This is a genomic window from Haloprofundus salinisoli, assembly GCF_020097815.1.
Taxonomy (GTDB): domain Archaea; phylum Halobacteriota; class Halobacteria; order Halobacteriales; family Haloferacaceae; genus Haloprofundus; species Haloprofundus salinisoli.
Map to the genome: position 1 here is coordinate 14,214 of NZ_CP083663.1, position 21,016 is coordinate 35,229.

Genomic DNA, 21,016 nt, shown 5'->3' on the forward strand with positions numbered 1-21,016 from the left:
CTTCGACGGTTTCACGCCGTCAATGGCACCGATTTCCTCGTTTGCGAGTGAACGAAGGAGTCAGTCGAGCCACTCGTTCGCGGCGTCGGCGTCGAAGGGAACGTGGCCGTCGCGTTCGAACGCCCGGTCGCGGTACGCTCGAAGGCGCTCGCGGAAGTCGGGGTGAGCGACCTGGATGAGCGCGTCCATCCGTTCGGCCGGACTCGCGCCGCGGAGGTCCGCAACGCCGTACTCGGTGACGACGACAGAGTGGTCGTGTTCGGTGTGGTCGACGTGCGACACGGTCGGGACGATTCGGGAGATGTCGCCGCCGGCGGCCGTCGACGGGAGCGCGATGATGCCGAGTCGACAGTTGCGGTTGAAGTCGCCGCCGCCGCCGATGCCGTTGACGATCCGCGTGCCGCCGATGTGCGTGGCGTTGGCGTTTCCGTAGAGGTCGACGTCCACCGCGCTGTTGACGCCGACGACGCCGAACTGCTCGATGAGCGCCGGGTTGTTCGAGACGTCCGCCGGACGCAGCACCACGTCGTCGGCGTAGCGGTCGATCTCCTCGAACAGCCGCTCTTGGCCCTCCAGCGACAGCGCGAGCGACGTCGCGCTCGCCCCCGAGAGCAGCCCCTCGTCGAGCGCGTCAAGGAGGCCGTCCTGGAACACCTCGCCGAAGTAGACGACCTCGCGGTCGCCGAAGTCGATGCCTGAGAGCTCGCCCATCAGGGCGTTGCCGAGACTCCCGACGCCGAACTGGAGGTGGACGGCCTCCGCGAGCGTCGGGTCGTGCTCCAGTTCCGCCTCCAGGAACGCGCCGAGTTCGTCGGCGATGGCGAGGTCCGCCTCGGTGGGGTCGCGGAACTCGTAGGGGTCGTCCGCTCGGTCGGTCTCGACGACCGCGACGAGCTTTTCGGGGTCGAACTCGACGCGCGCCGACCCGACGCGCTCGGTCGGCTCCGACACCGGAATCGGGTCACGGTTCGGCGGGAGGTCTCGCTGATAGACGTCGTGGACGCGTTCGAGCGCCCGCGGCTGTGCGCCGTTGACCTCGACTATCAAGCGATCTGCGGCCGCGACGAACGACGGCGTGTGGCCGATGGAGGTCGACGGAATCAGCCAGTCCTCACCGACGGCGACGGCTTCGATGACGGCCGCGTCGGGGTGGCCGAGGTGGCCGAGGCGGACCTCGTCGCCGAGGCGGGAGATGTGGCGGTCGTGGAACTCGACGCGCCGCTCGTTGATGGCCTCGCGGGAGGCGCGCCGCGTCTGAAACGGGTAGCGGCGCGCGAGTTTGCCCGCCTCGATGAGTACGTCGTCGACCTCGCCGCCGACGCCGCCGCCGGAGACGACCGTCAGTGACATCTCGCGGTCGGCCTCGGCCGCCGCGACGAGGACGCGCTTGGGGTACCCTACGCCGCCGAAGCCGCTGACGAGCACCGTATCGTCGCCGCCGATGTGCTCGGCGGCGGCTTCGGCCGAGACGACCGGGAGGCCGTCGGCGATGCGGTCACCGGTCATTCGTCGGTCGACCCGGCGGGGCTATCGCCGCGTTCGCCGCTCTCAGGTTGCGTGCCGATTCCTTCGGGCCACCCCGGCGGCTGCGCCGCGGTCGGCTGGGCGTACTCGCGCTTCAACACCATCGGCGTGCGCTCCATCGACAGCACCTTCGTGCCGTCCTGATTGTACGCCCGCAGTTCCGTGGTGACGATGCCGACGTGGTCCCGGGAGGAGCTCTCGCGCTTCTCCAGCACCTCGCTCTCGGCGAAGATAGTGTCGCCGTGGTAGACGGGCGCGTGGTGGCGGATTCGGTCGTAGCCGAGGTTCGCGGTGGCGTTGACGGAGACGTCGATGACGCTCATCCCGACGGCGAGCGCGATGACGAACGTCCCGTCGACGAGGCGCTCACCGAACTCTGTCTCGGCGGCGTACGCCTCGTTGAAGTGCATCGGATTGAGATTCATCGTGACGTTCGTCATCCAGACGTTGTCCGTCTCGGTGACGGTGCGGCCGAACGGGTGTTTGTACACGTCGCCGATGGTGAAATCTTCGTAGTAGCGCCCCTGCCAACCCTCGACGAGGCGCGTGTCGGTCGATGCGTTCTCGTCGGTTCCGCCGTCGGTTGCCGGCGTGAGGTCGGTCGTCGGCGTCGGTTCCTGCGTCGAATCGGTGAGTTCGTCTGTCATTGGTTGGTTTCGGTGTGTTCGCTGTCGCTCTCAGTACGACCGGGGGAGCTCGAGCACGTTCTCCCCGAGATAGTTCAGCGCGAGCTCCTGCGTGATGGGGACGAGGCGGGTGAGCCGCGCCTCCCGGAAGTAGCGCTCGACATCGTACTCGCGGGCGACGCCGCGGCCCCCGTGGGCCTGGACGGCGGCGTCGGCGGCGTCGAACGCCGCCTCCGCGGCGAGATACTTCGCCGTGTTCGCCCACGCGCCGACGGCTTTGCGGTCCTCGTCGCCGGTGTGCGTCGCCGCGTCGAAAGTGAACTGCTTTGCGGCCTGCACGCGGGCGAAGGCGGCCGCCAGCGGGTGTTGGACGCCCTGGTTCTGCCCGACGGGGCGGCCGAACACCTCGCGGTCGCCGGCGTAGGCGACGCCCTTCTCGAGGGCGAGTTCGCCGAGGCCCACCGCCTCCGCAGCGATGACGAGTCGTTCCTCGTTGAGTCCGTCGAGGACGTGGTAGAAACCGCGGCCCTCCTCGCCGATGAGGTTCTCGGCCGGGATGCGGAGGTCGTCGTAGGTGACGCGGAAGGAGCTGACGACGCCGCTGACGGTCTTCTCTATCTCCTCTAAGAGGATGCTCCCCTCTTCGACGCCGCGTTCGATGTCGACGAGAAACAGCGAGACGCCCTGCGTCTTCTTCTCGACTTCGTCGCGCGGCGTCGTGCGGGCGGCGAGCACGAGATAGTCACTCACGTCGATGCGGGAGGTCCAGAGCTTCTCGCCGTTGACGACGTACTCGTCTCGGTCGCGGACGGCCTCGGTCGTCATCGCCGTCGAGTCCGACCCCGCCTCCGGTTCGGTGAGGCTGAAACACTGGATCCACGCGTCGCCGTCGGCGACGCGGGGCAGAAGCTCCTCCTTGAGGTCGTCGCTGCCGTACTTGACGAGCGGCGCGGAGTTGTAGATGGCGGCGTGGACGCTCTGCGCGCCGCTGAAGCCCGCGCCGCTGGCGGCTATCTCGTGCATCATCGCCACGGCCTCCTCGGTTCCGTACCCCTTTCCGCCGTACGCCTCGGGGAGCAGGACGCCGAGCCAACCCTCGGCGGCGAGCGCGTCGACGAACTCGTAGGGATACTCCCCCTCCGCGTCGTATTCGCGCCAGTAAGCGTCGTCGAACCGGCTACAGACCTCCCGGACCTCGTCGCGAACGGCCCGCTGGGTCGGCGTGAGCGCCAGTTCGTTCGCGAAATAATTCACCATCGTTCGTGTGTGTAACTGAACCGGGTATAAATATGCGGATGGGATACATTCTCTGCCACTTCTCAACTCCCGGAGACGACGGCGTCTCCGCACCGTCGCCGAACGCGGCCGAGAGAACCCGCCGCTTACCCGCTCAGCGCGCGCAGCGCCTCGTACGGCGCGTCGCCGTCCCGTCCTAACCTGCGGCACGCGTCGAGCGCCGCCGCCGCGACGTCGGGGTCGCAGCCGGCCGCGGCCGCGAGCTCTTCGAACTTCCGCGCGACGGCCTCCTCGGAGAGCGGGCGCTCGGGTTCGCCACGGGCGTGTTCGACGAAGCGCTCGTGCGTTCCCGACTCGGTTTCCACTTCGACGCCCGCGGCCCACGTCTTGGGGAACCGCGACCGCGTGCGGTCGGTCGTCGTCACCGCCGTCGCGTCCATCAGCCGGCGGAGCTCGCGGTCGTCGAGTCGGCCCTGCGCGTCCAGAAACGCCGATAGCCCCGCGTCCGCCTCCGAGAGCGCGAGTGCGGCGGCGAACGGCATACTGAACTGGCAGTCGACGAAGTTCGACGGCCGCCGCTTGGCGTCGATGGGGTCGCCGGTGAGCGTCACGCCCGACGCCGGGAGGTCGACGCGCACGGCGGTCACGTCCGCGGGGTCGACCTCATCCGTCAGCTCCAACAGGCCGTCGATCGCGGCGTGCGTGTACCGACAGCAGGGGTACGGCTTCAGCGCCGTCTCGAGGAGCGCGCGGCCCGGGTCGACGTCGACGAGATGTTCCGATTCCGGGTTCTCGGTGTACCCGGCGAAGAAACCGTGGTCGCCCTCGATGGGCGCGGCCGCGCCGCGGAATCCGCTCGCGGCGAGCTCGGCGGCGACGACGGCCCGCGAGGCGGCGAGGCCGGGGTGAAGCCGCTTGTTCCACGCGCCGTTTGCGAGGAACTGCAGCGACCCGGCGGTCTGACTCCCGTTGACGCCGAACGCCGCCGCGAGTTCGTCACGCGAGAGGCCGCGGAGCCGACCCGCCGCGGCCGTCGCGCCGAACGTCCCGCAGGTCGCCGTGATGTGGAAACCGCGTCCGTAGTGGGCGTCGGGGTTGACGGCCCGCCCGAGCGCGCAGGCGACGTCGTAGCCGACGACGATGGCCGTCGCCAGTTCCGCTCCGCCCGCACCCTCGGCCTCCCCGACGGCTAACGCGGCCGCGATGACCGGCGCGCCGGGATGGAGCGAGGACGCCCGGTGGGTGTCGTCGAAGTCGAGGCTGTGGGCGTACGTTCCGTTGGCGAGCGCGGCGCGGTCGGGGGCGATGCGCGCTCCCGACGAGAAGTCGGTCGAGAGACCGCCGCCGTCGGGAGCTTCGCCGCCGGTTCCGGCGGTTCCAGCGGTTCCGGCGGTTCCAGCGGTTCCGGCGGTTCCGTCGCCTTCGACCGCTCGCCGACCACCGGCGAGCGCCTCGACGGCCGCCGAGACGCTCTCCGAGGACTCCGCCAGCGCCGCACCGCCGACGACGAGGCCCGTCCAGTCGGCGAGATGCTTCCCGACGGCCGCCCGAACCTCGTTGGAGAGGTCGCCGAACTCCGTGGTCAGTGCGTGCTCCGCGAGCCGTTCGGCGGCGGTTCCGGCGGTCTCTCCACCCTCGGCTCCGTCGGCGCTCACGGCGACATCCCCCCGAGCCACCCGCCGTCGAGCGCGAGCGTCTCACCCGTGATATAACCGGCGGCGGGCGACGCGAGGAAGGCGACGGCCCGCCCGAAAGACGGGGGGTCGCCGAGTTCCCCGACCGGGAGTTCGGCCGCACGGCGCTCGCGGGCCGCCGCGACCGAGATGTTCTCCCTTTCGGCGAGCAGACGAATCTTCTCCTCCAGTCTATCGGTGACGATGCCGCGGGGACAGACGCAGTTCACGCGGACGCCCTCGGGTCCATACTCGTCCGCGAGGCTCTTCGAGAGCGCGTAGATACCCGGTCGGAACGCCGCCTGTAAGACGTCGCCCGGGAGCGGTTCGGCGGCGGTCGCGGAGACGACGTTGACGACCGACCCGCCGTCGCCCTCGACCAGATGGGGGAGCGCGGCGCGGAGCGCGACGACGGTGCTCCGGAGGACGCGCTCGTAGGTGCGGTCGAGCGTCTCCACGTCGGTCTCCTCGATGGACTGGACGGGCGGGCCGCCGTGGTTCGTCACGAGCACGTCGAGGCCGCCGAACGCGTCGACGGCGGCGTCGACCGTCTCCTCGATGGCCGCCGGGTCCGCGAGGTCGCAGGTGAGAGTTTCTACCGCCCCGGCGTCGCCGCCGGCCGCATCGACGAGATGGTCGCGGGCGTCGGCGAGATTGTCCGGGTCGCGTGAGGCGACCGCGACCCGCGCCCCCTCCCGGACGAGCTCCGTGGCTGCGGCGCGTCCGAGCCCCTTGCTCGCGGCGAACAGCAGCGCGCGTCGGCCATCGAGTTCGAGGTCCACGGTCACTTCGCGACGAAGACCGGTCGGTCCCCGTCGAGGATGACGCCCTGGGTGACGCTGCCGAACACCGCCTTGCCGACCGGGCTCCGCGTCCGAGCAGCGACGAGTATCGCGTCCGCGTCGAGTTCGGCGGCGGCGTCGAGAATCGACGGGACGGGGTCGCCCCGCGCCGTCGCCGAGTCGGTCGGGACATCGAGCGCTTCGAGTTCGGAGACGGCGCGGCCGACCGTCTCGGGGACGCCCTGCAGTGACTCGATATCCTCGTTGATGGCGTCGATAATCGAGCGACCGGCCTCGTCCGCCGGAACATCTATCTCCTCGTGGACGTACAGCACCGTCACCGCGAGTTCGTCGCGTCCGGGGAGGTCTCCGAGCGTCCGCAGCTGTGCGTCGAGTCGGCCGTCGTCGCCGTCGACCGCCATGAGAACGCGGTACATGACTCTCGAATCGTAAACGATTCGTTATTAACTATTCGCCCGCGGCGGGAGTGGCAGCGACGCTAACGCTTATGCGACCGACGCGAGACCCTCGGACGTGTCGAACGACGTTATTCACACGGCGCTTTGGGTCTCCGACATCGACGAGACGCTCGATTTTTACGTCGACGGCCTCGGTCTCGAACGCAACTGGGAGTTCACGAGCAACGGCGTTCGGAACGTCTACGTCGGCGGCGAGCACGGCGAGTTCCAGTTCAAGTACGACCCCGAGGGCGACGGCCAGACCGGCCCCGGTGGCGGCTTCGACCACCTCGCCGTCGGCGTCGACAGCACCGACGAGACGTTCGAGCGCCTCGTCGACCACAGCGACCCGCCGGTCGTGACCGACCCGACGACGATGACCGACATCGACCGCCGCGTCGCCTTCGTCGAAGACCCCGACGGCTACGTCGTCGAACTCGTCGAGCGGGTCTGAACGGCGGATACGCCGTTTCCCCTCGTTACCGTTCTTCTTCGGGCGGCCACTCGCCGCCGACGCGGTCGGCACCCATCAGGTCGTGCCCCTCGTGTTCGGTGAAGGCGACCTTCACGTTCGGGCGCGGAACGTCCCACGCGACTTCGAGCCAGTTGACGACCGCGAGCGCGAACGTCCGGCGGCGCTTGAACGACCGTCCGCGTCGGATATCCGCGTTTAACGTCGCTATCGGTCCGTCGACCGCGCGGCCGAGCGACATCGCCGTCGGCGGGTGCTCTCTGACGACGACGGCGACGTGGCCGGCGGTCGTGGCCATTTCTTCCGTGTACAGTTCCGTCAGCGACGCCGTGCAGGCGCGCCGCTCGTCGGCAGTCGGTTCGTAGGTGGTGTCGAGTGCGAGAGTCGGCGTCGGCCGTCTGTCACGCGCGACCGAGATAGCGTTTGCCGCGACCGGAGGCGGGGGGACTCAATCGGCGGCGGCGACGACGTCCGCCGGCGGTTCGGCCCGGATGACCTGCGCGACGAACACGGTCGCCACGAGTGCGAGCGCCGCGAGCATGAGCCAGCTCACCCGGTAGCCGAACGTATCGGCGAGATAGCCGAACACCGGCGGCGCGACGAGCGCACCCGAGGTGAGCGCCAACTGGCCGCCGCCGGTCGCGCCGCCCATCTCCTCGGCGGAGACGACCGTCGCCATACAGGAGTAGTAGACGCCGGTGAAGCCGAGCACGAAGAAACCGAGGACGACGAACGCCACCGCCGCAGCGGCCGTCGTGTCGACGAAGGCGACGACGCAGAACAGTGCGGCGCTCGCCACCGTCTGGACGAGCAGGATCTTGGCGATGCGTCGCCGGGGGTCGCCCGAGAGCGCGTCGCTCAGCCACCCGGTGACGACCCGTCCGGCGCTGCCCGAGACCTGTAACGCCGCGAGAACGAGACCGCCGACGGCGACGGACGCCCCGATGGACTCCTCGACGTAGAGAATCGTGTACCCGGTCGTCGTGAACAGCCCCGCGCCGAGAAACGCACCCGCGATAGTGAGCGAGCGGTACGGTCGGTTGCGGAGCAGCCGCCGGAAACTCGGGAACTCGGCGTCGCCGCCGGTGTCGGCACCGCGGTAGGCGACCCAGAAGAACGCGGCGACGACGAGCCCGCTCGTCGCGGCGACGTAGAAGCCGGCCTCCCAGAAGAGCACGCCCGCGATACCCGTGACGAGCAGGGCGCTGGCCCCGCTGCCGGCCGTCACGCCGACCTGCTTGACGCCGACGGCGAGGTTCTGTCGTCCGGTCGGGACGCTGTCGAATATCGCCTTGTTCGTCCCCGGCATCGCCGTCCCGTACAGCGAGCCGAGCAGGAACGCACCGACGAGCAGCGTCGCGTACGACCACGCGCCGGCGACGAGCACCGCCCCCACCGAGAGGCCGAGGAGGCCGACGGTGAGCGTCCGGCGTTCGCCGAAGCGGTCGGTGAGCGCGCCCAGCGGGAGCAGAAACACCGCGTAGCCGAGCGTCAGCGACGTCACGACGAGGCCGACGGCCGTCCCCGAGAGTCCGAACTGGTCGCGGAAGAACGGCGTCGCCGCGAAGACGGCGTAGTAACAGACGCTCGCGGCGAGTTGCCAGACGAAGATGAGCGAGACGACGCGGCGGACGTTCATTCCGTTTTCGGCGATTCATCGGCGCGGTATAACGATGGGTGTCGCGGCAACCTCGGCGGCGGCGGCGCATCTCCGGTCCCGTCGACGCCTCGCCGGTCCCAGTTCAGTCGGCGTCCCCTTCGGCGAACGCCTCGTACACCGCCCACGAGGGGTCGACGCGCGGGTGTTCGACGCGGTCGCCGTCGAGGTAGACGCCCTCGCCCGCCGACACCGTTCCGGCGACGCCGACAGGCGTCCCCCGCGTTTCGAGCGCCGAAACGACGCCGTCGACGGCGGACTCCGAGACGGTCACGACGAGCGTCCCCGAACTCGTCGCGTGCCACGGCTCCACGTCGAGATACTCGCAGGTCTCGGCGACACCGGGTCGCAGCGGAACCGCGTCGCGCTCGACGTCGATGCGGACGCCCGCGCTCCCGGCGACTTCGCACAGCGCACCCTGTAGTCCGCCCTCCGTCGCGTCGTGCATCGCGGTTACGCCGCCCGCGTCGGCCGCGTCGACGATAGCACGCGTGTCGCGCACCGTCCGCGTCTCGTCGAGTCTCGCCCGCGCCTCGTCGAGCGTCGTTTCCGGAAGTTGCATCCGGTCGCCGAACAGCGTCGTGAGCAGCCCCGTCGCCTCGACGGCCGGCCCCTTCGTCACGAGGACTGTGTCGCCGGGTCGTGCGCCGTCGGGGCGAACCACGTCATCGTGGTCGCCGACCGCCAGCGCCATCGCCGCGCCGACCCAGGGAAACGAACACCCCGTGTAGCGGGCGGTGTGGCCGGTGACGATGCTGATTCCCAGCTCTTCGGCCTCGTCGTCGATGGCCGTCCAGAGCTCGGCGAACTCTCGGTCGGACATCTCCGGCGGCAGCGAGAAACTGACGGCGAGGTGCGACGGCGCGAGTCCCGACACCGCGACGTCAGAGAGGACGATGTGGAGTGCGAACCGGCCGGCGCGGTCGAAACCGAGGTCGGGGAGGACCGAGACGGGGTCGGTGGCGAGGACGACGGCGGTACCGTCGACGTCGAGCATCCCGAAGTCGACGCCGTGTTTGGGGCCGAGCGCCACGTCGTCGCGGGCCGCGCCGAGTCGAGGATGCAGGAACTCGTCGAAGAAGTCGGGGTCGATCTTCCCGAGGTCGGACATACCGGGCATGCGGACGCGGCGAGTAAAACGGTGCCGTCCTTTCCCTGTCCCGCGTTCCGCTTCGCCCACTTCTATATCGGCCGCCGCGCAGTCTCGCGTATGAGCGACTTCCCACCCCGCGAGGCCGCCCGCGAGTTCGACCGCGACGACCCCCTCTCACAGTTCGCCGACCGCTTCGAGATATCCGACGGCCACTACATGGACGGCAACTCGCTCGGCCCGCTCTCCGAGGACGCCGAAGCCACCCTCGAACGCGTCGTCGACGAGTGGCGCGAACTCGGGATTCGCGGGTGGACCGACGCCGACGAACCGTGGTTCTCCTACGCCGAGCGACTCGGCTCGATGACCGCGCCGCTCGTCGGAGCAGAGACGGAGGAAGTCGTCGTCGCCAACTCGACCACCGTCAATATCCACACGCTCGTCGGCACCTTCCTGGACGCCGTCGACTCGCCGACGGTACTGGTCGACGACCTCGACTTCCCGACCGACCACTACGCGATTCGCGCTCAACTGCGCCAGCGGGGTTACGACCCCGACGAGCACCTCGTCGCCGTCGAGAGCCGAGACGGCCGAACCATCGAGGAAGACGACGTCGTCGTCGCGATGGACGCCTGCGACCCGGATGTCGTCTTCCTGCCGTCGGTGCTCTACCGCAGCGGCCAACTGCTCGACGTCGAGCGAATCACCGAGGAGGCTCACGACCGCGGTATCCTCGCGGGCTTCGACCTCGCGCACTCGGTCGGCGCCGTCGACCACGACCTCTCGGGCGTCGGCGTCGATTTTGCAGTTTGGTGCGGCTACAAGTACCTGAACGGCGGTCCCGGCGCTATCGCGGGGCTGTACGTCAACCGCGACCATTTCGGTGAGACGCCCGCGCTCGCCGGGTGGTGGGGCCACGACAAGGAGACGCAGTTCGACATGAACCTCGCGTTCACGCCCGCCGAAGACGCCGGCGCGTGGCAGATCGGGACGGTGCCGATGCTCAGCGCCGCGCCGCTGGAAGGCTCGCTTCGGATGTTCGAGGAAGCCGGTATCGAGGCCGTCCGTGAGAAATCCGTCTCACTGACGAGCTATCTCGTCAAACTCGTTGACGCGCTCTCCGAGGCGGGGTACGACTGCGAGGTCGGGACGCCCCGAGACGCCGACCGCCGCGGCGGCCACGTTGCGGTCGAACACCCCGAAGCCTATCGGGTGAGCCTCGCGCTCAAGGAACGAGACATCGTCGTCGACTACCGCCCGCCGAACGTCGTCCGCGTCTGCCCTGCGCCGCTGTACACCAGCCACGAGGACGTCTGGGAGGTCGTCGACGAACTCCGAGCGATTCTGGACGAAGCGACGTACGAGCAGTTCGACCGGCAGGACGGCGGCGTGACGTAACCCTGTTCGTCGAACCGGTCTCGAATGTGTGAGCGTCGGCTATCGCTACCACCAATCGAGCGCCTCGTTGTGTTCGGTGAGATAGACGGGTGAATCGTATCGGCTCCGGCGCTTCGCCCCCGGATCAGAACGTCGCTTCCGGAATCGACGGATACAGCGACCGAATCTTCTCGTGCGGTTGGTACACCCCGACGGTGGCGTTCTTCGTCGATGCGGTCATGTCCGCGAGGTGGACGAGTTGCTGTAGCGGCGTCTCCGGTTCGGGGCCGTCGTACCACGGTCCCATGTGCCGCTCGACGGCGTCGGCGACGCGCGGGTCCAAGTCCGTCTCGGTGCGGAGCCAGTCGGCCGCCCGTACGTCGTGGTCGCGATCGGCGTGGTCACCTTGCTCGTACGTCTCGCCGTACTTCTTTATGTCGTGAAGCAAACAGGCGACCCGACCGAGCTCCCGTTCGAAGTCGCTGACGAGTCCCTGTTCGAGATACGAGTCGACCAGGCGCTCGAACGCCGCGAACACCATCTTCGTGTGAATCCAGAGGCCGCGTTCGCCGCAGCAGTAGAGGTTGTGGTGGGCGTAGCTCGACGCGGCGGGCGCGGTCCAGAAGTAGTCCTCGTGTCCCTCGAAGAAGGCGACGGCGGCCTCGCGCATCAGCTCGGTGTCGTCGACGAGCGCGAGTTCCGGCAGTCGTTCGCAGACCGCGGTGAACGCGTTCTCCTCGAATCGAATCGTCTCGGCCATCGACCAGTCGTCTCTCGAAGCGCGAATTATACGCGTCGGTTCGGAGCGGCCTCAGTCGAACTCGCCGCCTCTTTGGGGCCACCCCGCGAGCGACGCGTATGAACGACTTCCTCGCGCTCGACGCGCCGATAATCGGGATGCTCCACCTCCCGGCGCTCCCCGGAGCGCCCGGGTTCGCAGGCGACCGCGACGAACTCCGAGCGCACGTGAGAGCCGACGCGGCGGCGCTCGAATCCGGCGGCGTCGACGCTGTGATGGTGGAGAACTTCGGCGACGCGCCCTTCTACCCCGACGACGTGCCGAAACACACCGTCGCGTCGATGACGGCGCTCGTCGGCGCAGTCTCCGAGGCGGTGTCCGTCCCCGTCGGCGTCAACGTCCTCAGAAACGACGCGGCGGCGGCGCTGTCGGTGGCGGCCGCGACCGGTGCCTCGTTCGTCCGCGTGAACGTCCACACGGGCGCGCGGGTGACAGACCAGGGCGTCGTCACTGGCCGAGCGTACGAGACGATGCGTCTCCGCGAGCGGCTCGACGCCGACGTGGCCGTCCTCGCCGACGTTGACGTCAAACACTCCGCGCCGGTGACGCCGAGAGAGACCGGCGAAGTCGTCGCCGAGACGCTCGAACGCGGCCTCGCGGACGGCGTCGTCGTCTCCGGTGTCGGCACCGGTGAAGCAGTCGACCGCGACCGACTCCGCGAAGTGGTCACTCACCGCGACGAACTCGGTCTCGACGCGCCGGTCGTCGTCGGCAGCGGGACGACCGTCGAGAGCGTGGCCGACCTGCTCGCCGTCGCCGACGGGGTCATCGTCGGGACGGCGCTCAAATCGGGCGGGGAGACGACGAACCCGGTGGACGAACAGCGGGTTCGAGAACTGGTCGAGGCAGCCGAGTCGTGACTCGACGCTTCGACCAAGCGGGCTGACAGGCGGCCGGTTCGAGGGGTCGACGACCCGCCGACGGGCGGCCGCACACCCGCTCTCCGCCGGCGGTCGAGAGTCACGTCACCCGACGAAGTGGTCCCGGCATCGGTTATGAACCTTCGCCGCCCGCGGCGACCTCCGTTCTACTCGTTCAGTTCCGCTTCGACTAGTTCGGTCGCTTTCTCGACCGCCTTCACCGAACTCAGATAGCCCGCTCCGACGGTCGTCTTCATCGCCTTCGCCGCCGCCCCGGTGACGACTGTCGGCCCGACCTGCGCCACCGCACCGTCGCCGACGGAGACGATCCACCCCGGCACCTCGAAGCGGTACGGTTTCAGTCGCGGGGCGAAGTCGGTGCCGTCGCCGTCGAGTTCACGAGTCACGAGTCGTTCGAGGTTTCGAGCGACGGTTCCGGCCTCTCGAATCGCCGCGGAGGCGCTGGCGGGGACGGACTCGCCATCGGCGTCGACGGCGCGGGCGGCGTCGCCGACGACGAACGTTCTCTCGGAGAGTCGGAGGTCGTTGCGGACGAGTGGACGCTCGCCGCCCATCGCGTCCGCGCCGCGGATGCCGCCCGTCCAGACGAACAGGTCGTACGGAAGGGTTCCTTCGGCGAGTTCGATGCTGTCGGCCTCGGCACGCTGAACCGGCGTGTTCGTCCGTATCTCCACATCGCGGGCGGCGAGTTCGTCGTGGACCGCCTGCTGGAAGTTCTCGGGGAAGGCGGGCGTAACGCTGTCGAACTGTTCGAGCAGAACGACGTCGACGCGGTCGGAGGCGTTGCGTTCGCGTGCGAGGGCGGCGAGTTCGCCCGCCGTCTGTACTCCCGACAGTCCCGCCCCGCCGACGACGGCGGTGCCGCCGGACTCGCAGACGTCGAGAAACTGCGTGCGAATCGCCTCGGCGTGGTGAACGCGTTTCAGTGGCAGCGCGTGCGCTTCGACTCCCGGCAGGTCGTGGAAGTTAGTCTCCGACCCGAGACAGATCGCTCCGAAGTCGTAGTCGAGTTCCGTCCCGTCGGCGAGTTCGGCGAATCCCGCGTCGGCGTCGACGCGCTCGACGCGTTCGGTGACTAGCTCGGCGCGGTCGAGGGCGTCGCGCAGTGGAAGGGTGAGAGCGTCGGTGACGCTGGGACGGCGAATCACGCGGTGAACTTCGTGTTGGACCAGGTGTGTCGGCGACTCGTCGACGACGACGATGTCGACGGCAGGAGGGAGGCGACGTTCGAGACGCTGCGCGAGGACGAGGCCTGCGTAACCGGCACCGAGTACAGCCACTCTCATACCCGGCGGTTAGAACCACGGAGCAAAGAGGATGTGGGCCGTGCCGGTCGTCGGTGATTCGTCCGAATTAACCGGCGTACTGTTGCAATCTCTCCCCCTTATCGTCGTATGTGACCTCATCAGAGGTGGTGTAACACCATGGCCGACCGACAGTTCACGCACGTCTGTAGACACTGCGGTGTTGTGATGGCGACTACGTCACAGACGCCGCCGCGGCAGTGTATCGTCTGTGAGGACTCGAACTTCTCGATGCTCGCTGCAGCGACGATGTAACGGTAGTACCGACCGACTCGCACGCAGTTCACGCTCTGATCTCCTCCGCCTGCCCCCGAATTTTTCGCGGAGATAGCAGTCTCTCCTGAGACTCTGTCCCATGCTCCGACTCTTCGGAATCGGTGATTCGTCGAGGAGTCTACGGCGCTCGCTGCGTAACGACGGTTTTCGGCTCTAATTCGACCGTTTTCTACAGCAGTACCGGACAGTCGTTTTCCCGAACCAACTGTTATTTCGCACTCGTCACGGTAGCCTGAGACATGATCGTTCGATGCGCCGAGTGCAAGAACCGTTTCGAGGTACCCGAGTACGTTCGCGCCGACGTCCAGTGTCCCAAATGCAATCACTACTTCCGGCCCGGTCGGTTGACGAATCGGCGCGAGCGGTTCGTCTGATAGTCGCCTCGAACCGACGGATCGGCCTTCGTCCGCCCCTATTGCACTCTCGCACGCCTCTCGCGTCTTTTTTCTGACTCCGTTTTAGGTTCGTTCGCACACCTGCGACACGCCTCAGTCGAGCGAGTTCAGAACAACGCGTCTGCTTCGGGGAGAATCTCGGCGGGGCCGCCGACTTCCCACACCATCGTCTCGACGCCGCAGTCGGAAATCGCCCGTTCGACCTCGTCGACGTAGTCGGCTTTCGTGTTCACGTAGACGCTCGCGCCGGTATCCGTCGAGAAGTACACCGGAACATCGTCCTCGCGGAGTTCGCGGACGGCGTTGAAGATGGCGATGGTCTCCGGTTGCCAGTACACCCACCCCGACGGACCCGTCATCGTCGTCGCCGTCAGCGACAGCGAGTCGTGTTCGGCGAGTTCGAAGGTGCGGTCGAAGTCGGCGCTGCGAAGCGCGTCGCGCATCTCCGCAATCTGGCCGTGGATGTGCGCCATCCGCGCCTGGAACATGTGGCTTTCGGCGGCCTCTTCGTGGGCCTGTTCGGTCTCCTTGTAGGCCGGCACGAGCCCCGCGACGATTCGGAGGTCGCCTTCCAACTCCGTTTCGATGCGCCGGGAGAGGCAGTCCTCGTCGTTCAGCCCCGTGTAGAGTTGGGAGAACGCGCCCGTGACGGCGCGGGCCGCCGATGAGGACCCGCGACGGGCGATCGTCGAGATCTCGGGGCGCGTCAGGTCCAGCCCCGCGGCCTCCGACAGCGCCATCGCCGCGGCGGCGAAACCGGAGGAAGAGGAGCCGAAGCCCACGTTCGAGGGGAAGTTGTTCTCGCTCTCGAAGCGGACGGCGTGGTCGACGTCGGCCAGCTCGCGGACGTGGTCGACGACGGCCTGGATGCGCTCGGCACCGCGGCCCTCGACTTCCTCGCCGTCGATGAGAAACACGTCCTCGTCGGCGGCGGAGTCGAACTCGACGGTCGTCGTCGTGTTCGAGGGCGCGGTACAGACGCTGATGCTGTCGTGGTACGGGAGTCGAAGTTCCGGGTCGCGCATCCCGTGGTACTTCACGAGGCCCTGAATCGGGTGTGCTCGTGCGGTGGCTTTCATGCCAGAAGGCGTGCGCGACTCCGGGTTAAATATCCCGGAAGTCGACTGCGTTCGGCGGACGCGGTTCCGACGTTCAGTCCGCTTGGCGGGCGACGCGGTGGTACGGCGAGCGAGAGATGGCCTCGCGGAGTTCCGCCAGCGATTCGCGTCCGCCGCTGGTCATCGCGCCGACGACGGCGAACACCTCCTGTCGGGACACCTTCACGCCGCGGCCGGTGAGCGCGTCCTCGGGGTTCGCCGACAGTTCGCGGAGCGTACCGACGGCGAGGAGGAACGGAATCGCCCACGCGGCGAGCGTGTTGCCGTCGGTCGTCGGGACCGTCTCCAGATACGTCTGCGCGTCGTCGAGGTACGTCCGGGCGTGGGAGGCAGTTCGGCGGACGACGTTCGTCGCGCCCGCTTTGTTCGCCGGGTCGACGACCTCGTCCTGCGGGACGCCCTCATTTTCGAGCCACTCCGCTGGGAGATAGACGTTGTTCTCCTCGGTATAATCGTCGTAGACATCCTTGGAGATGTTGACCAGTTGGAGGAGGAGGCCGAACTCCTCGGCGGTGTTGTAGAGGCGTTTGCGGCGCTCGGAGTCGATGTCGCCGCGGGTGACGAGGTTGGTGATGAGGGTGCCGACGGTGCCGGCGGCGTAGTAGCAGTACTCTTCGAGTTCCTCGCGCGACTGGATGCGGAGCCCGTCCGTATCGGCGTAGCGTTCGACGAACATCGCCATCCCCTGGACGAGTTCGCGGGCCGGCGGCGTCACCGCCTCCCGAACGTCGGCGGGTAGGGATTCGAACGTGCGGAAGACGCGCGGCGACTCGGCGACGACCTCCCAGTCGTCGGTTCGAGCCTCGGCCGCGGGCACCCAGGGTTCGACCGCCTCGGTGAACTGTTCGATGGTCGTCTCGTCGTCCGGGTCGAGCGCCGCGTCGTACAGACGGAGCAAGCGGGCTTGCTCGTCGGCGGGGATGTGCTCGGCGTCTTCGACGGTGTCGGCGATACGGCAGACGAGGTAGCCGAGACAGATGTACGATGACATCGGCTCGTCGAGGACGCGCACGGTAAGTGCGAACGTCCGCGAGACGCCTTGGACGGCGTCGTGGCACCACTGCAAGTCTGCGTCGTTCCCGGGGGGGCGGGCATCTGCGTCTTCAGGCATCCGGAGTATCCCAGCTTACGGAAGGAGACATAAAAAGCCTCGTGGCACTTCCGTCAAATGTGAACAGCTCACACCCTGCACCCGGAAAACCTAAACGGTCGACAGTGAAAAACCGCAGCATGGACTTCCAGCTCTCCGCGGAGCAGAAGCAGATTCGGGATATGGTCGCGGAGTTCGTCGACGAGGAGATTCGGCCCGTCGCCGCCGATATCGACGAGACCGACGAGTTCCCCGCCGACCTCGTCTCCGAGATGGCCGACCTCGGTCTGATGGGGATGCCGTTCCCCGAGAAGTACGGCGGTGCGGGTCTGGACTACCACTCCTACGCTATCGGTCTCGAGGAGATCTCCCGCGGCAGCGGCGGACTGGGCACCGTCGTCGCCGCCCACACCAGCCTCGCGGGCAACATGGTGTACGCCTTCGGAAACGAGGACCAGAAACGGGAGTACCTCACGCCGTTGAACACGGGCGAGAACATCGGCGCGTTCGCGCTCTCGGAGGCGGGCGCGGGCAGTGACGTCCCCTCGATGACGACGACGGCCGAGAAAGACGGCGACGAGTACGTCGTCAACGGCGGCAAGCTCTGGATCTCGAACGGCTCGGTCGCCGACACGGTTACCCTCTTTGCGAAAACTGACCTCGACGCCGGAAAAAAGGGCATTAGCTCCTTCGTCGTCCGCCCCGAGGAGGACGACGGCTTCGTCGTGGAGGGCACCGAGCACAAACTCGGCGACAAGGGCTGTCCCACCGCCGAACTCCGCTTCGACGACATGCGCATCCCCGAGGACCGCCTGCTCGGCGAGGAGGGCGACGGCTTCGTCCACGCGCTGAAGACGCTCAACGGCGGGCGCATCACCATCGCCGCGCGCTCCATCGGCATCGCCTGCGCCGCCCGCGACGACGCGCTGCAGTACGCCCAGGAACGCGAACAGTTCGACCAGCCCATCTCCGGCTTCCAGTCCATCCAGCACAAACTGGCCGACATGGACACGAAGATTCAGGCCGCGAAACTGCTGATGCACCGAGCGGCGGACAAGAAGATGCGCGGCGAGAACTTCATCAAGGAGGCCGCGCAGGCCAAGTTGTACGCCAGTGAAATCAGCCGCGAGGTGGCGAACGAGGGTATCCAAATCCACGGCGGCTACGGCTACACGAAGGATTTCGCCGCCGAGCGCTACTACCGCGACGCGAAACTGAACGAGATATACGAAGGAACCAGCGAGATTCTGCGCAACACCATCGCCGCGCAGTTACTCGATTGAGTACGGAAAACCGGGCGTGGCGGTCACCTTTTGCGGCCCGCTTTGGGGTCCGAGCGCCGCGTGTTCTCCCGATGGGGCGCTCTCGGTGCCGATGCGGAGTGTTTTTCGACTCCCGACGCGGAGAATAACGACGTAAACCGACAATCTGTCGCCCGCGAGTTTCTGAATAACCTCTGACAATACTTTTCCACGTCTCCGAAGTAGCTGACCTAGCGCACGCCGACAGACGACGACGGTCGGCCGCAGATTCCGGAGACAGAGACCATGGCACACGAGAGCTCGCCGACGGAGACGGAGCTACAGGATATCCACGAGACCACCCGCAAGACGCGTCAACACGACAGATACAACTCGAAGCTCCGGGAGGCGTTCGGTTCGTCGCCGTTCATCCTCACGAAGTTCGATAAGTTCATGAACTGGGTCCGGGGGTCGTCGATGTTCATGCTGCAGTTCGGTATCGCCTGCTGCAGCATCGAGATGATGCACACGTACGCAATCAAACACGACCTCGATCGCTTCGGCGCGGGCGTCCCGCGTGCCTCGCCGCGGCAAGCCGACGTTATCATCGTCCCTGGGACCATCGTCTCGAAGTTCGCCCCGCGGATGAAGCGCGTCTACGACCAGATGCCCGAGCCGAAGTTCGTCGTCGGCATGGGCAACTGTACCGCCTCCGGAGGTCCGTTTCAGGAGGGGTACAACGTCATCAAGGGCGCAGAGGAGGTCATCCCCGTCGACATCCAGATTCCCGGCTGTCCGCCGCGCCCCGAGGCGCTCATCTACGGCGTCGCCAAACTCCAAGAGCGCATCGCCAACGGCGAGTCCGCGCCCGTCGTCGTCAAGCCGTACGAACTCGAACGGTTCGGCGACCTCGAACGCGACGAGGTCGTCGACCAACTCGCCGAGGAGATAGACACCGACGACCTCGTCATGCGCTATAACTGGGCCGATTCGCCGTGACTGCCGACCCGTCCGTCGCCGTCCCGGCCCAACTCGGCGTCAGCGCGCAGTTGGTCCTGACGGTGCTGATGGGGCTGTTCCTCCTCGGCGTCGCCCTCTGGCTGACGCGCGTCGAAAGCTGGCGGCACACCGTTCCGCTCGGCGTCGGCGGCACTGCCGTCGAGCGGGAGGAGTCCGTCAGTGAGGAGAAACCGGGCGGACTGGTGCGGTGGCTGACGACGGTCGACCACAAGGACATCGGCATCCTCTATGGCGTGTTCTCGACGGTCGCGCTGTTCTTCGCGGGGACGGCGGTGATGCTCATGCGGGCGGAGCTTTTCACCCCGGACGAGACGCTCCTCCAGCCCGCGCTCTACAACGGACTGCTGACGAGCCACGGACTCACGATGCTGTTTCTCGTCGCGACGCCCGGCATCGCGGCGTTCGCGAACTACTTCATCCCGCTGGTCATCGGCGCGGACGACATGGCGTTCCCGCGTATCAACGCCATCGCCTTCTGGCTGCTGCCGCCGTCGGCGCTGTTCATCTGGAGCGGCGTGTTGCTCGTCCCCTTCGGATTCGACCCGGCGCAGACGGGGTGGACGCTCTATCCTCCGCTCTCTATCACCGAGTCGGCGATGAGCATCAACCTGCTACTGTTGGGACTTCACCTCTCGGGGGTTTCCACGACGATGGGCGCGATCAACTTCATCGCGACCATCTTCACCGAACGCGCCGAGGAGGTGACGTGGGCGAACCTCGACATCTTCTCGTGGACCGTCCTCACGCAGTCGGGGCTCATCCTCTTCGCATTTCCCGTGCTCGGGAGCGCGTTGTTGATGCTGCTGTTCGACCGGAACTTCGGCACGACGTTCTTCGCGGGCGAGGGCGGCGGCCCCATCCTCTGGCAGCACCTCTTTTGGTTCTTCGGTCACCCCGAGGTGTACATCATCGTCCTGCCGCCGATGGGTATCGTTAGCTACGTCCTCCCGCGCTTCGCGGGTCGCCGGCTGTTCGGCTTCAAGTTCGTCGTCTACTCGACGCTGGCGATCGGCGTGCTCTCGTTCGGCGTCTGGGCGCACCACATGTTCGCGACCGGAATGGACCCGCGACTGCGCTCCTCGTTCATGGCGGTTTCGCTCGCTATCGCCATCCCTAGCGCGGTCAAGACGTTCAACTGGATCACGACGATGTGGAACGGCAACCTGCGGTTGACGACGCCGATGCTGTTCTGCATTGGCTTCGTCTCGAACTTCATCATCGGCGGCGTGACGGGCGTCTTCCTCGCCTCCATCCCCGTCGACCTCGTACTGCACGACACCCACTACGTCGTCGGCCACTTCCACTACATCGTCGCGGGCGCGATTCTCTTCGCGTTAATGGCCGGGACCTACTACTGGTTCCCGCTCGTCACGGGGCGGATGTACCAGCGTCGACTCGGTAAGTGGCACTTCTGGCTGTCGATGGTCGGGGTCAACGTGACGTTCTTCGCACTCATCCTCCTCGGCTACGGCGGCATGCCGCGCCGCTACGCGACCTATCTCCCGCAGTTCGCCACGCTCAATCAGGCGGCGACGTTGGGGGCGTTTCTGCTCGGATTCGGCCAGCTAATCTGGCTGTGGAACATGGTGCAGTCGGCCTACGAAGGGGCGCACGCGGGCGACGACCCGTGGGACATCGAGAATCAAGGCCTCTTCACGAAGGAGTGGCACTGGCGGCGCGAGCGCAGGCGCTCGACCATCGCGGACGGCGGTGAGGGAGCGACCGACACCGACGACGTCGGGCGACCCGAGCGGTCGGAAACCCGCGGCGACTGAGAGGCGGGCCCACCGAGAGACAGGTCGACAGAGTCGTCGGGCGAGGGTGACCTCGATGCGCGTCGAACGCGGCCGACCGGTACCTTTCGGAGACTATCCTGTCAAATGGAAACAATTCTTATAGACGGTCGTTACGAACTCCGACGTAGGATTACGACGACCCGTCGAGCGTCCCGTCGCTCTCACAGGGCGGCGTAGATGAGTCGTCGACCACCGGGGCAA

At 67.3% G+C, this 21,016-nt stretch carries 21 protein-coding genes; 8 read left to right on the forward strand and 13 right to left on the reverse strand.

Going from position 1 to position 21,016, the window contains the following annotated elements:
* Window positions 1–60: 60 nt before the first annotated feature.
* The 6 genes from LAQ73_RS00095 to LAQ73_RS00120 all read right to left on the reverse strand — a co-directional run bounded on the left by LAQ73_RS00095 (window position 61) and on the right by LAQ73_RS00120 (window position 6,278).
* Window positions 61–1,506, reverse strand: a complete 1,446-nt coding sequence (locus tag LAQ73_RS00095; protein WP_224269228.1) for an acetyl-CoA hydrolase/transferase C-terminal domain-containing protein — start codon at window positions 1,504–1,506, stop codon at window positions 61–63.
* Window positions 1,503–2,171: a MaoC family dehydratase gene (locus LAQ73_RS00100; protein WP_224269229.1), complete on the reverse strand. Its 669-nt coding sequence runs from the start codon at window positions 2,169–2,171 to the stop codon at window positions 1,503–1,505. The genes LAQ73_RS00095 and LAQ73_RS00100 overlap by 4 nt, the downstream gene beginning before the upstream one ends.
* Window positions 2,172–2,201: 30 nt before the next feature.
* A complete protein-coding gene (locus tag LAQ73_RS00105) occupies window positions 2,202–3,407 on the reverse strand; it encodes an acyl-CoA dehydrogenase family protein (RefSeq protein ID WP_224269230.1) in 1,206 nt (401 codons plus the stop codon).
* Between the two features lie 125 nt (window positions 3,408–3,532).
* A complete protein-coding gene (locus LAQ73_RS00110; protein ID WP_224269231.1) occupies window positions 3,533–5,041 on the reverse strand; it encodes an MmgE/PrpD family protein in 1,509 nt (502 codons plus the stop codon).
* Window positions 5,038–5,847: an SDR family NAD(P)-dependent oxidoreductase gene (locus LAQ73_RS00115; protein ID WP_224269232.1), complete on the reverse strand. Its 810-nt coding sequence runs from the start codon at window positions 5,845–5,847 to the stop codon at window positions 5,038–5,040. Before LAQ73_RS00115 ends, LAQ73_RS00110 begins: the two co-directional genes overlap by 4 nt.
* Window positions 5,844–6,278, reverse strand: a complete 435-nt coding sequence (locus tag LAQ73_RS00120; protein ID WP_224269233.1) for a universal stress protein — start codon at window positions 6,276–6,278, stop codon at window positions 5,844–5,846. Before LAQ73_RS00120 ends, LAQ73_RS00115 begins: the two co-directional genes overlap by 4 nt.
* Before the next feature lie 97 nt (window positions 6,279–6,375).
* Between LAQ73_RS00120 and LAQ73_RS00125 the strand changes: the two genes are divergently transcribed.
* Window positions 6,376–6,753, forward strand: coding sequence for a VOC family protein (locus LAQ73_RS00125; protein WP_224269234.1), 378 nt, complete (start codon window positions 6,376–6,378; stop codon window positions 6,751–6,753).
* A 25-nt stretch (window positions 6,754–6,778) separates the two neighbouring features.
* Here LAQ73_RS00125 and LAQ73_RS00130 read toward each other — a convergent pair whose 3' ends face one another.
* The 3 genes from LAQ73_RS00130 to LAQ73_RS00140 all read right to left on the reverse strand — a co-directional run bounded on the left by LAQ73_RS00130 (window position 6,779) and on the right by LAQ73_RS00140 (window position 9,539).
* Window positions 6,779–7,069, reverse strand: a complete 291-nt coding sequence (locus tag LAQ73_RS00130) for a tautomerase (RefSeq protein ID WP_224269235.1) — start codon at window positions 7,067–7,069, stop codon at window positions 6,779–6,781.
* A gap of 150 nt (window positions 7,070–7,219) precedes the next feature.
* On the reverse strand, window positions 7,220–8,410 hold the full coding sequence (locus LAQ73_RS00135) for an MFS transporter (RefSeq protein ID WP_224269236.1): 1,191 nt from the start codon (window positions 8,408–8,410) through the stop codon (window positions 7,220–7,222).
* A 103-nt stretch (window positions 8,411–8,513) separates the two neighbouring features.
* On the reverse strand, window positions 8,514–9,539 hold the full coding sequence (locus LAQ73_RS00140; RefSeq protein WP_224269237.1) for an AIR synthase family protein: 1,026 nt from the start codon (window positions 9,537–9,539) through the stop codon (window positions 8,514–8,516).
* A gap of 99 nt (window positions 9,540–9,638) precedes the next feature.
* On the opposite strand from LAQ73_RS00140, the gene kynU reads away from it, so the two are divergent.
* Window positions 9,639–10,916 carry a kynureninase gene (kynU, locus tag LAQ73_RS00145; RefSeq protein ID WP_224269238.1) on the forward strand — a complete coding sequence of 426 codons (1,278 nt, stop codon included), beginning with the start codon at window positions 9,639–9,641 and terminating at the stop codon, window positions 10,914–10,916.
* Between the two features lie 124 nt (window positions 10,917–11,040).
* Here the strand turns inward: kynU and LAQ73_RS00150 are convergent, their stop codons facing one another.
* Complete coding sequence (locus tag LAQ73_RS00150; RefSeq protein ID WP_224269239.1) at window positions 11,041–11,655, reverse strand: HD domain-containing protein; 615 nt, start codon at window positions 11,653–11,655, stop codon at window positions 11,041–11,043.
* 98 nt (window positions 11,656–11,753) lie between these two features.
* Between LAQ73_RS00150 and LAQ73_RS00155 the strand changes: the two genes are divergently transcribed.
* Entirely contained in the window at window positions 11,754–12,554 is an 801-nt protein-coding gene (locus LAQ73_RS00155; RefSeq protein ID WP_224269240.1) for a BtpA/SgcQ family protein, read from the forward strand.
* A gap of 167 nt (window positions 12,555–12,721) precedes the next feature.
* Here the strand turns inward: LAQ73_RS00155 and LAQ73_RS00160 are convergent, their stop codons facing one another.
* Window positions 12,722–13,861 (reverse strand): NAD(P)/FAD-dependent oxidoreductase, encoded by a 1,140-nt coding sequence (locus tag LAQ73_RS00160; protein WP_224269241.1) that lies wholly within the window; start codon window positions 13,859–13,861, stop codon window positions 12,722–12,724.
* A gap of 138 nt (window positions 13,862–13,999) precedes the next feature.
* Here LAQ73_RS00160 and LAQ73_RS17570 point away from each other — a divergent pair, with 138 nt between their 5' ends.
* Together LAQ73_RS17570 and LAQ73_RS00165 are read left to right on the forward strand one after the other, a co-directional pair.
* On the forward strand, window positions 14,000–14,134 hold the full coding sequence (locus tag LAQ73_RS17570) for a hypothetical protein (RefSeq protein ID WP_255634911.1): 135 nt from the start codon (window positions 14,000–14,002) through the stop codon (window positions 14,132–14,134).
* A gap of 260 nt (window positions 14,135–14,394) precedes the next feature.
* The gene (locus tag LAQ73_RS00165) at window positions 14,395–14,529 is read left to right on the forward strand and encodes a zinc-ribbon domain-containing protein (RefSeq protein WP_224269242.1); all 135 of its coding nucleotides are present in this window, start codon (window positions 14,395–14,397) and stop codon (window positions 14,527–14,529) included.
* 128 nt (window positions 14,530–14,657) lie between these two features.
* On the opposite strand, the gene mvaD is transcribed toward LAQ73_RS00165, so the two are convergent.
* The gene (gene mvaD / locus LAQ73_RS00170) at window positions 14,658–15,629 is read right to left on the reverse strand and encodes a phosphomevalonate decarboxylase MvaD (RefSeq protein WP_224269243.1); all 972 of its coding nucleotides are present in this window, start codon (window positions 15,627–15,629) and stop codon (window positions 14,658–14,660) included.
* A 73-nt stretch (window positions 15,630–15,702) separates the two neighbouring features.
* Entirely contained in the window at window positions 15,703–16,779 is a 1,077-nt protein-coding gene (locus tag LAQ73_RS00175; protein WP_224269244.1) for a phytoene/squalene synthase family protein, read from the reverse strand.
* 119 nt (window positions 16,780–16,898) lie between these two features.
* On the opposite strand from LAQ73_RS00175, the gene LAQ73_RS00180 reads away from it, so the two are divergent.
* The 3 genes from LAQ73_RS00180 to ctaD all read left to right on the forward strand — a co-directional run bounded on the left by LAQ73_RS00180 (window position 16,899) and on the right by ctaD (window position 20,794).
* Entirely contained in the window at window positions 16,899–18,041 is a 1,143-nt protein-coding gene (locus LAQ73_RS00180; RefSeq protein WP_224269245.1) for an acyl-CoA dehydrogenase, read from the forward strand.
* Window positions 18,042–18,305: 264 nt separating this feature from the next.
* Window positions 18,306–18,998: an NADH-quinone oxidoreductase subunit B gene (locus tag LAQ73_RS00185; RefSeq protein ID WP_224269246.1), complete on the forward strand. Its 693-nt coding sequence runs from the start codon at window positions 18,306–18,308 to the stop codon at window positions 18,996–18,998.
* A gap of 68 nt (window positions 18,999–19,066) precedes the next feature.
* A complete protein-coding gene (ctaD, locus tag LAQ73_RS00190) occupies window positions 19,067–20,794 on the forward strand; it encodes a cytochrome c oxidase subunit I (RefSeq protein WP_224270780.1) in 1,728 nt (575 codons plus the stop codon).
* The last annotated feature ends 222 nt before the right edge of the window (window positions 20,795–21,016 follow it).